8 protein-coding genes are annotated in these 9,611 nt (G+C 68.0%); all 8 read left to right on the top strand.

Annotated elements, in window-relative coordinates; translation table 11 throughout:
* Positions 1–72: 72 nt before the first annotated feature.
* The 8 genes from P3W85_RS42420 (at position 73) to P3W85_RS42385 (ending at position 9,327) form a co-directional block, all read left to right on the top strand.
* The gene (locus P3W85_RS42420) at positions 73–1,032 is read left to right on the top strand and encodes an AEC family transporter (protein ID WP_276269217.1); all 960 of its coding nucleotides are present in this window, start codon (positions 73–75) and stop codon (positions 1,030–1,032) included.
* Positions 1,033–1,269: 237 nt separating this feature from the next.
* Entirely contained in the window at positions 1,270–2,172 is a 903-nt protein-coding gene (locus P3W85_RS42415) for an NAD-dependent epimerase/dehydratase family protein (RefSeq protein ID WP_276269216.1), read from the top strand.
* 293 nt (positions 2,173–2,465) lie between these two features.
* On the top strand, positions 2,466–3,314 hold the full coding sequence (locus P3W85_RS42410) for a D-amino acid aminotransferase (RefSeq protein ID WP_017230537.1): 849 nt from the start codon (positions 2,466–2,468) through the stop codon (positions 3,312–3,314).
* 735 nt (positions 3,315–4,049) lie between these two features.
* Positions 4,050–4,616 carry an FMN reductase gene (gene msuE / locus P3W85_RS42405; RefSeq protein ID WP_017230538.1) on the top strand — a complete coding sequence of 189 codons (567 nt, stop codon included), beginning with the start codon at positions 4,050–4,052 and terminating at the stop codon, positions 4,614–4,616.
* Between the two features lie 16 nt (positions 4,617–4,632).
* On the top strand, positions 4,633–5,781 hold the full coding sequence (gene ssuD, locus P3W85_RS42400; protein ID WP_276269215.1) for an FMNH2-dependent alkanesulfonate monooxygenase: 1,149 nt from the start codon (positions 4,633–4,635) through the stop codon (positions 5,779–5,781).
* On the top strand, positions 5,778–6,962 hold the full coding sequence (locus tag P3W85_RS42395) for an acyl-CoA dehydrogenase family protein (protein WP_276269214.1): 1,185 nt from the start codon (positions 5,778–5,780) through the stop codon (positions 6,960–6,962). The genes ssuD and P3W85_RS42395 overlap by 4 nt, the downstream gene beginning before the upstream one ends.
* A 4-nt stretch (positions 6,963–6,966) precedes the next feature.
* Positions 6,967–8,082, top strand: coding sequence for a sigma-54 interaction domain-containing protein (locus tag P3W85_RS42390; protein WP_276269213.1), 1,116 nt, complete (start codon positions 6,967–6,969; stop codon positions 8,080–8,082).
* Positions 8,083–8,118: 36 nt separating this feature from the next.
* Positions 8,119–9,327, top strand: coding sequence for an acyl-CoA dehydrogenase family protein (locus P3W85_RS42385; protein WP_276269212.1), 1,209 nt, complete (start codon positions 8,119–8,121; stop codon positions 9,325–9,327).
* The last annotated feature ends 284 nt before the right edge of the window (positions 9,328–9,611 follow it).

Genomic DNA, 9,611 nt, shown 5'->3' with positions numbered 1-9,611 from the left:
GGTTCCAAGCGGGGCTCGCGGGCGCGGTGCCCGCGGTATCCCTATCCAATCGCTTCTCTCAGCAGCTTCATCATGCTCGCCATTCTGGCCATCGTCGCCCCGATCTACATTGTCATCCTGATCGGGTTTGCGATGACCCGCTCCGGGCTGTTCGCCAAGGCGGACATGCGCGTTTTCGGCAAGTTTGTCATCAACCTGGCGTTGCCGGTCCTGCTGTTCAGGGCGCTGTCCCAACGCCAGCTTGGCGATGTTCTCAATGTCGGCTACCTGCTGGCCTACTTTGCCGGGTCATGCGCCGTGATCGGCCTGGGCTATTTCTGGTGCCGGCGCATTTCCGGTCTGAATCCGGCCATCAGCGCCTTCCACACCATGGGCATGGCGTGTTCGAACAGCGGATTCGTCGGCTATCCCATCCTGCTGCTCACCGCCGCGCCAGTGGCGGGCGTGTCGCTCGCGCTCAACATGACGGTGGAGAACCTGTTCGTCATTCCCTTCCTGCTGTTCCTGGCCGAGCACAGGCACGGCGGAACCGGTCGATGGCGCGTGCTGGGCCGATCGCTGGCGCGGTTGCTCTGCAACCCCATGATCATTGGCCTGCTCTGCGGGGTAGCGGTGTCCGGCACAGGCCTGACATTGCCTGCGCCGGTCACGCGCACGGTCGATATGCTGGCGGCATCCTCCAGCGCGCTCTCTCTTTTCGTGATCGGCGGGACGCTGGTCGGGCTTCCCATGCGCGCACACGGTTCGCGCATGGCGCCGATCCTTGCCGGCAAGCTGGTGCTGCATCCCCTGATGGTCTTCCTGGCGATGGCCGCGTTGCCGGTGCTTGGCCTTGGCGAGGTCGAGCCATCGCTGCGCACGGCAGCCGTGCTGATGGCGGCAATGCCCATGATGAGTATCTATGCAACGCTGGGGCAGGTGTACGGACAGGAGGATTTCGGCGCGGTCACCCTGCTGGCGACCACCGTCGCCTCGTTTTTCACGCTGAGCGCGCTGCTGCTGGTGTTGGGCGGACCGGGGGGCTTCGCGTAAGGCAGGCCGACACCGCGCTTGATCCGGGCTTTCCCCGGGCGCTGCCTGCTGATGGGCGAGGGGCGGGGAGCGAGCGGGATTGATGCGCCTCACGCTCGTCCCGCAGGGCGCACTCTTGCGCCGGAATCAAAACTCTTCTGCTCGCGGCACGGTTTTTTTCCGGGCCCGGGGCGCCGATACTCCGTCCAGGTTGCCGGCCCATTGCGCGCCGGCCAAGACTGACGCGAGGCGTTTCCCATGCAAATCTTCATCACCGGCTCGACCGGTTTTATCGGCGGCTCTGTCGCCGCGCACCTGATTGCTGCCGGCCATACGGTCCGGGGCCTGGTCCGCACCGAGGCGCAGGCCGGGCAACTGGCCCTGCGGGGCATCGCGCCGGTATTGGGCACGCTGGACGACCACGTGCTGCTGACGCGTGAAGCCGCGCAGGCCGGCGGCGTGGTCAATGCCGCCAGCAGTGACCATCGCGCCGCGGTGGAAGCCCTGTTGGCCGGCCTGCGCGGCTCGGGCAAGCCATTTCTCCATACCAGCGGTTCCAGCGTGATCGGCGACGATGTCGGTGGCAATGCGCTGTCGCCACGCATCTTCGATGAAGAGACGCCCTTCGTGGTGGAAGCCGGCAAGCAGGCCCGCCACGCCATCGACCAACTGGTGCTGGCCGCCGCTGCCGATGGCGTGCGCGGCGTCGTGCTTTGCAACAGCATGATCTACGGCGTGGGCGCCGGCCTGCACGCCGACAGCGTGCAGATTCCGCCGCTGGTGGCGCAGGCCCGGCAAAGCGGTGTGGTGCGCATTGTCGGCAGCGGGGTCAACCGCTGGTCGAATGTCCATATCGCCGACGTGGCGGACCTCTATGCGCGTGCGCTCGAAAGCGCGCCCGCTGGCGCCTTCTACTTCGTGGAGAACGGCGAGGCTTCGTATGCCGAGATCGGCGCCGCCATCGCGCGGCGGCTTGGCCTGGGTCCCGTGCAGTCCTGGTCCGTCGAGGAGGCCACGCCGTTCTGGGGCGAAGGCCACGCGCGCTATTCCTTTGGCTCCAACAGCCGGGTGCGCGCCAGGCGAGCCCGGGCCGAGCTCGGCTGGCGTCCCCGGCATGCGTCGGCGACAGAGTGGATCGAGAGCGGGATGCCTGTCGCCTGACTGCGCACCGGGCATCTTCCATCGAGCGCGTTCAGTGCCGCGAGAACTCCTGCCTTGGCGCATCGGTGAAGGCGTCGAGAATGGCGGGCAGGCGGAGTAGCGGACCAGCGGCACAGGTCAGCGCAGTGCCGTGGACATCACGGCGCCGCCTGCAGCGGCGCCTCCGGGCAGGTCATGCCGATTTTGCATAAGCTCCCGCCGGCACTTGTGAAAGAATGCGGCAATCGATGGATGTCCGCTTTCTCGCCCCTTCCCGCAACCCGGCCCTGGCCCCTGCCGCACCCTTACCCACCATGAACGACGAAATCGTCTACCTGAACGGCGAGCTCACGCCCCTGTCCGAAGCCCGCATTCCCGTGCTCGATCGCGGTTTCATCTTTGGCGATGGCGTGTATGAAGTCGTCCCCATCTATGGCGGCAAGCCTTTCCGCCTGCAGCAGCACCTGGCGCGGCTGGCCCGCAGCCAGGAAACCATCGGCATTCCCAACCCTCATACCGATGCGGAATGGATGGCGCTGATCGGCCGGGTGGTGAAGGCGAACGGCCTGAGCGACCAGATGGTGTATATCCAGGTCACGCGTGGCGTGGCGCGGCGCACGCATGCCTTCCCGAAGGCGGTGACGCCCACCGTGCTGATCATGACCAATCCGATGGTGCCGCCGTCGACGGAGATGCGCGAGAAAGGCGTGGCCTGTGTCACGGCGGAAGACAAGCGCTGGCTGCACTGCCAGGTCAAGTCGACCTCGCTGCTGGGCAATGTGCTGGCGGCGCAGAACGCGGTGGAGCACGGCGCCACCGAGACCATCCAGTTCCGCGACGGCTTCCTGACCGAAGCCTCCGCGTCCAACGTATGGATTGTCAGCAAGGGCCGTGTCTCGGCGCCGCCGAAGGACAACCTGATCCTGGAAGGTATCCGCTACGGCTGGATGGAGGAACTGTGCGCCGCGCTGGATATCTCGCTGGAAGCGCGCCGTATCGCGAAGGATGAAGTGCTGGACGCCGACGAGGTATTGCTGACGTCGGCCAGCAAGGAGATCCTGCCGGTGGTGAGCATCGACGGCAGGACCGTCGGCGCGGGTGTGCCGGGTCCGGTGTTCAAGAAGCTGTTCGCGGCGTACGAGGCGGCCAAGGCAGCGTTGTAAGGCGCCGAGCGCTCGCAGGCCGCGCGTGCGGCCTGCCACGCGGCACAGGCGACGGCGGGGATCCCCCACGTTGCCGGGGCCGCCCATTCTCATCGGGACGACGCCACCGCGCCCGACCCGCACCACCTCGCGTGGCCGCATGCGCAGCAACCGTTTGCGCCCCTTTCCCCTGATTGCAGCCATGAACCGGCGGCACCCATGCCGTCCGTCCTCAGCCGGCACCGAAAGCCGGCATTCTTCAGCCGCTTGCCGTGCGCCTTGGGCGCCAGCGATGCCGAAGCGCAATTCGCATGCCCATATGCGCACCGCCTATCTATGCATAGACGAAATCCGTCCTTCGGCGGCTCAATCCGCTGCGCTATCGTGAGAGTCTTGTAAGCGGCTACCTAAAAACGGCCGCCGCTGTTTTCCAGGTGCCCAGCCAGGTGCCCAACCTTACGGCGATTCTCATGCATGCCCCTATTTCCCGCGAGCCGCCGGCATTGACGGCGGTGTTTCCACCGGACGATGGACCGGCCGGCGGCCCGGCGCGGGCCGCCGCAACGTCATCGGCGCTGTTGCGTGCGCAACAGCAGATCAGCAACTGGTTTTCCAGGGCCGCGCCGAAGCCAGGCAAAGCATGGTGCGGCGGCGCAATACACGGCGATTCGCGCAGGCTTGCTTCTTGCCTGAGGCAGTGCCTCACACGCAATGCGTGAATTCACGATCCATCGATATCGACAGGAGGTTCTCCCCATGGCTACACCGCTGAAAGTGGTCGCCGTCAACGGCAGCGCGCAGCTGCCCTCGCGCACGCTCGCGCTGGTGCAGGCGCTGCTCACGGAACTCGAAGACAGGCTGCTGCTGCAGAGCCATATCGTCAACCTGGGCGACATCGCGCGCCCGCTCGGCGCCGCGCTGTCGCGCGCGGAACTGCCGGCGGAGATCGAGAGCGAGCTGCTGGCCATCGAGTCCGCCGATCTGCTGGTGGTGGCCGCGCCGGTGTATCGCGGTTCCTATCCCGGCCATTTCAAGCACCTGTTCGACCTGGTGGGCCAGGAGGCGCTGGTCGACAAGCCGGTGCTGCTGGCGGCCACGGGCGGCAGCGACCGCCATGCACTGGTGCTGGAGCATCAGCTGCGGCCATTGTTCGGCTTCCTGCAGGCGCTGACGTTGCCCATCGGTGTGTATGGCAGCCCGGGCGACTTCCAGAACTACCAGGTCAGCAGCGCCGCGCTGGCCGAACGCATTCGCCTCGCCGCCGACCGCGCGGCGCCGCTGTTCGACGGCAGCCGCAGGCTGCCGCTGCAGCGCGCAGCCTGAGGGGAGCGCTGCGGCAATGAACGTATTCTGGTTTCTTCCCACCCATGGCGATGGCCACTATCTCGGCACCACGGAAGGGGCGCGTCCCGTCTCGCTGGGCTACCTGAAGCAGATCGCGCAGGCGGCCGACAACCTGGGCTACTACGGGGTGCTGATCCCCACCGGGCGCTCCTGCGAGGATTCCTGGGTGATCGCCTCCGCGGTGGCGCCCTGGACGGAACGCCTGCGCTACCTGGTGGCGATCCGCCCGGGCATCATTTCGCCCACGGTGTCGGCCCGCATGGCCGCCACGCTGGACCGCATCTCCAATGGCCGGCTGCTGATCAATGTGGTCACCGGCGGCGACCCGGACGAGAACCGCGGCGACGGCCTGTACCTGGACCACAGTCAGCGCTACGCCGCATCGGCCGAGTTCCTGCGCGTCTGGCGCCGGGTGCTGGAGGGCGAGGCGGTGCACTTCGAGGGCGAGCACATCAAGGTGGAGAACGCCAAGGCGCTCTATCCGCCGGTGCAGCGGCCCTATCCGCCGCTCTATTTCGGTGGCTCCTCGGAGGCGGCGCACGACCTGGCGGCGGAACAGGTCGACGTGTACCTGACGTGGGGCGAGCCGCCCGAGGCGGTCGCCAGGAAGATCGCCGACGTGCGCGCGCGCGCCGCGCGTCTCGGGCGAAAGGTGCGCTTCGGCGTGCGTCTGCATGTGATCGTGCGCCGCACCAGCGAGGAGGCATGGCGGGCTGCGGATGCACTGATCGCGCCGATCTCGGACGAGACCATCGCTGCCGCGCAGAAGTCTTTTTCCCGCTTCGACTCCGTGGGCCAGCGCCGCATGGCCGCCCTGCACGGTGGGCGGCGCGACCAGTTGGAGATCTACCCCAACCTCTGGGCCGGCGTCGGCCTGGTGCGCGGCGGCGCCGGCACGGCGCTGGTGGGCAACCCGCAGGAAGTCGCCGCGCGGATCAAGGAATACGCGGATCTCGGCATCGAGAGCTTTATCTTCTCGGGCTACCCGCACCTGGAGGAGGCGTACCGCTTCGCCGAACTGGTATTCCCACTGCTGCCCGAGCCCTATGCAAGCCTGGGACGCGGCGGCGCCACCAACCTGACCGGGCCGTTCGGCGAAATGATTGCCAACGACGTGCTGCCCGGCAGCAAGGCAGCGGCATGAGCCTGAGTGCCAGGGTAGTGCCGCTGGACCCGCTGCGCACCGCGCAGGCGCTCGCGCGCGGCTTTGCGCAGACCGCGGTCGCGCGCGATGCCGAGGGCGGCACGCCCAAGGCCGAGCGCGACGCGCTGCGGCAAAGCCGGCTGCTGGCCCTCGCCATTCCCGTTGAACTCGGCGGGCTGGGCGGCAGCTGGTCGGACATGCTTGCGGTGGTGCGCATCCTGGCCCGCGCGGACGCGTCGATCGCGCACGTCTATGGCTTTCACCACCTGACGCTGGCCACGCTGCGGCTGTTCGGCGAGGCCAGCCAGTGGCAGCCATGGTGGGAGCAGACTGCCAGCCGCAACTGGTTCTGGGGCAATGCGCTCAATCCGCTGGATACGCGCACCATCGCCACCCGCGGCGGCGGCTGCCACGTGTTCTCGGGCAAGAAGAGCTTCTGCTCCGGGGCCATCGATTCCGAGATGCTGGTTGCCTCGGCGCTGGACGAAGCCAGTGGCCGGCTGCTGATCGGCGCGCTGCCGACCAGCCGCAGCGGCATCACGCTGCACAACGACTGGGACAGCATCGGCCAGCGCCAGACCGACAGCGGCAGCGTGTCCTTCGAGCGGGTCAGGGTGGAGACGCATGAACTGCTGCTCAACCCCGGCCCGCTGAGCACGCCCTTTGCCTGCCTGCGTCCGCTGCTGGCGCAGCTGATCTTCTGCCACACCTTCCTCGGCATCGCCGAGGGCGCGTTCGACGAAGCCCGCGGCTATACGCTCAGCGAGGCGCGGCCCTGGTTCAAGTCGGGGGCCGCGCGCGTGACCGAAGACCCCTACGTGCTTGCCCGCTATGGCGAGTTCTGGGTCGGGCTGGAAGGCGTGCGGCTGCTGGTGGAGCGCGCGGCATCCAGGTTCGACGCCGCGTGGCGCACCGGCGCAGACCTCACTGCCGAAGACCGCGGCGAAGTGGCCGTGGACATCGCCACGGCCAAGGTCGCGGCCACGCGTGCAGGGCTGGACCTGAGCAGCCGGATCTTCGAGGTGACCGGCGCGCGCGCCACGCACGGGGCGCTGCGGCTGGACCGCCACTGGCGCAACCTGCGCACGCAGTCGCTGCACGATCCGCTCGACTACAAGCTTCACGAACTCGGGGACTGGGCGCTCAACGGCGCCTTGCCGGGCCCGACCTTCTACTCGTAATCCCATGCAGCTACTGTCCTGGCCCTTGCCTGCGCCGCGCCCGCTGTCGCACGTCTTCGCGGATCCCAAATCGCTCGCCCTGCTGAGCCACGCGGAAAAGGTGGCGCCGAGCGAGGCCGGCATCCTGATCGTGGGCGAGACCGGCACCGGCAAGGAGATGGTGGCGCGCCATGTCCACAATCTCAGCGCGCGCCGCAACCGGCGCTTCGTCGCCGTCAATTGCGGCGCGTTCTCCGAGTCGCTGGTCGATGCCGAACTGTTCGGCCACGAGAAGGGCGCCTTCACCGGCGCGCTCGGCGCCAAGGCAGGATGGTTCGAGGAAGCCGACGGCGGCACCCTGTTCCTCGACGAGATCGGCGACCTGCCGATGTCGCTGCAGGTCAAGCTCTTGCGCGTGCTGCAGGAGCGCGAGGTGGTGCGGCTGGGGTCGCGCAAGCCGGTCCCCATCGACGTGCGCGTGCTGGCCGCCACCAACCGGCCGCTGGAAGCCGCGATCAGGGACGGGACCTTCCGCAAGGATCTCTTCTATCGCCTGAACGTGGTCGCGCTGGAGATCCGGCCGCTGCATGAGCGCCCCGGCGACATCCTGCCGCTGGCGCAGCATTTCCTGTGCAAGTACGGCGAGCGGCTGGGCTATGGCGAGGTGGGCATGACCGGCGACGCGGAACGCAAGCTGGTCTCCTACCCATGGCCGGGCAATATCCGCGAACTGGAGAACGTGCTGCATCACGCGTTGCTGACCTGCCAGGACAGCCTGATCGGGGCGGACGACCTGCACGTATCCGCGCCGCCGGAGCCGGCGCTACCCCCGAAGCTGGCCGCCGCGCAGGTCGACGACGAGCCCGCGCAAGCGCTGCTGGAGCGTGCCGTGCTCCGGCTCTTCGAGCAGGAGCACGAAGGCGTGCACGAGATAGTGGAGAACGCCCTGCTGCGCGCGGCCTACCGCCATTGCCGCTACAACCAGGTGCACACCGCCAGCCTGCTGGGCCTGAGCCGCAACATCACGCGCGCGCGCCTGATCCAGATCGGCGAGCTGCGGGTGAACCGGCGCAAGGCCGGCGAGCCGGACGAAGCCGATACGGCCACGGGCGAGCCGCGCATGTTTGCTATCGCAATTTGAACCCGACAACCCCGGGCGACCCGGACAAACCATCCCATGCCAGAACGCAACCCTAGCTATTCCGAACTAGCCACCCGCTTCCGCCCCATCTTTGCCGAGATCGCCGTGCGCGCGGCCGAACGCGAGCACGAGCGCGAGCTTGCCTTCGATGCCGTGGCCTTGCTGCGCGATGCCGGATTCGGCGCCTTGCGCGTGCCCGTGGCGCTGGGGGGGCTTGGTGCCTCGGTCGAGCAATTGTTCGAACTGCTGACCGAGCTGGGCGCAGCGGATTCCAACCTGCCGCAGATCCTGCGCGCGCATTTTGGTTTTGTGGAACGGCTCTACGCGGAGGTGGAGCCGGCGTTGCGCGAACGCTGGCTGCGCCTGGTGGCGCAGGGCGCGATCTTCGGCAATGCCACCACGGAGCTGGGCGACGGCGCGCTGGGCAAGCACCGGACCGCCTTGTCACGCGACGGCGAAGGCTGGCGGCTCGATGGGGAGAAGTTCTACAGCACCGGCGCCCTGTACGCGGACTGGATCGCCGTCAGCGCCAGCCGGCAGGGCGACGCGTTTCCCGTCCACGTACTGGTGCCGGCCAATGCGCCGGGCATCGAACGCATCGACGACTGGCGCGGCTTTGGCCAGCGCCTGACGGGCTCCGGCACAACGCGGTTTGGTCATGTGGCGGTGTCGGGTGAACAGGTGCTGAGCTTCCCGCGCAACGTGCCGACGACCATGACCGCCTGTTTCCAGCTGGTGCACCTGGCGACGCTCGCCGGCATCGCACGGGCCATCGAACGCGACGCCGCGGCCTTTGTGCGCGCGCGCAAGCGCGTGTACAGCCATGGCAGCGGACGCACGCCAGCCGAGGATCCGCTGGTGCAGCAGGTGGTGGGTCAACTGGCCGGGACGGCGTTTGTTGCAGCCTCGGCAGTGGCCGCGGTCGCGCAAGGGCTGGGCGAGATCGATCGCCTGCGGCAGCGGGGCGAAGCCGTGCCGGTCGGCTTGCTGGACGACGTGGAACTGCGCGCCGCGAAGGCGCAGGTCGGCATTGCGGACCAGGTGCTGGCGGCAGCCACGCGGCTGTTCGACATCGGGGGGGCTTCCGCGCTGGCAGAAGACCGCCGGCTGGACCGCCACTGGCGCAATGCGCGGACGCTGGCTTCGCATAATCCGACGATCTACAAGGGCAGGGCGGTCGGCGATCACATCATCAACGGCACGGCGCCGACCTACTACTGGTCGGTAGGGGCGAAGGCGGCGTGATTGGCGATCGTGTCCGGCAAGGCCGCTGCTTTTGGGGAGGGGCTGCGAACCGCCCCGGCTTGAGGCTGAGCGCCCCAAATCTGGGGCCACCGCGCCCACGACGAAACCAGTAAAGATCGGGAGGCAGTGGCCATTCGCGCCGGTAACGGCAGATGCGTGAGCGACCACGGGCCATTGCCATCAGGGGCGCTATACGGAAACCAGTGCCATTCGCATTGGCAATGCCGTTCGCGCCGGTAGCGCCAGCAGTCAGGCAGGACTGACGCGCCCACCACGAATCCGCA

Origin of the sequence: Cupriavidus basilensis, assembly GCF_029335485.1 — a bacterium.
GTDB classification, from domain to species: domain Bacteria; phylum Pseudomonadota; class Gammaproteobacteria; order Burkholderiales; family Burkholderiaceae; genus Cupriavidus; species Cupriavidus basilensis_E.
The sequence above is the reverse complement of the archived record's forward strand: the minus strand, read 5'-3'. Positions and strand labels throughout refer to the sequence as shown.

Bases quoted from the DNA above. Each gene is read 5' to 3' on its own strand.
- P3W85_RS42410 (WP_017230537.1), top strand. From the start codon at position 2,466: ATGAACGACGAAATCGTCTACCTGAACGGCGAGCTCACGCCCCTGTCC.
- msuE (WP_017230538.1), top strand. From the start codon at position 4,050: ATGGCTACACCGCTGAAAGTGGTCGCCGTCAACGGCAGCGCGCAGCTG.
- P3W85_RS42415 (WP_276269216.1), top strand. From the start codon at position 1,270: ATGCAAATCTTCATCACCGGCTCGACCGGTTTTATCGGCGGCTCTGTC.
- P3W85_RS42395 (WP_276269214.1), top strand. From the start codon at position 5,778: ATGAGCCTGAGTGCCAGGGTAGTGCCGCTGGACCCGCTGCGCACCGCG.
- P3W85_RS42390 (WP_276269213.1), top strand. From the start codon at position 6,967: ATGCAGCTACTGTCCTGGCCCTTGCCTGCGCCGCGCCCGCTGTCGCAC.
- ssuD (WP_276269215.1), top strand. From the start codon at position 4,633: ATGAACGTATTCTGGTTTCTTCCCACCCATGGCGATGGCCACTATCTC.
- P3W85_RS42420 (WP_276269217.1), top strand. From the start codon at position 73: ATGCTCGCCATTCTGGCCATCGTCGCCCCGATCTACATTGTCATCCTG.
- P3W85_RS42385 (WP_276269212.1), top strand. From the start codon at position 8,119: ATGCCAGAACGCAACCCTAGCTATTCCGAACTAGCCACCCGCTTCCGC.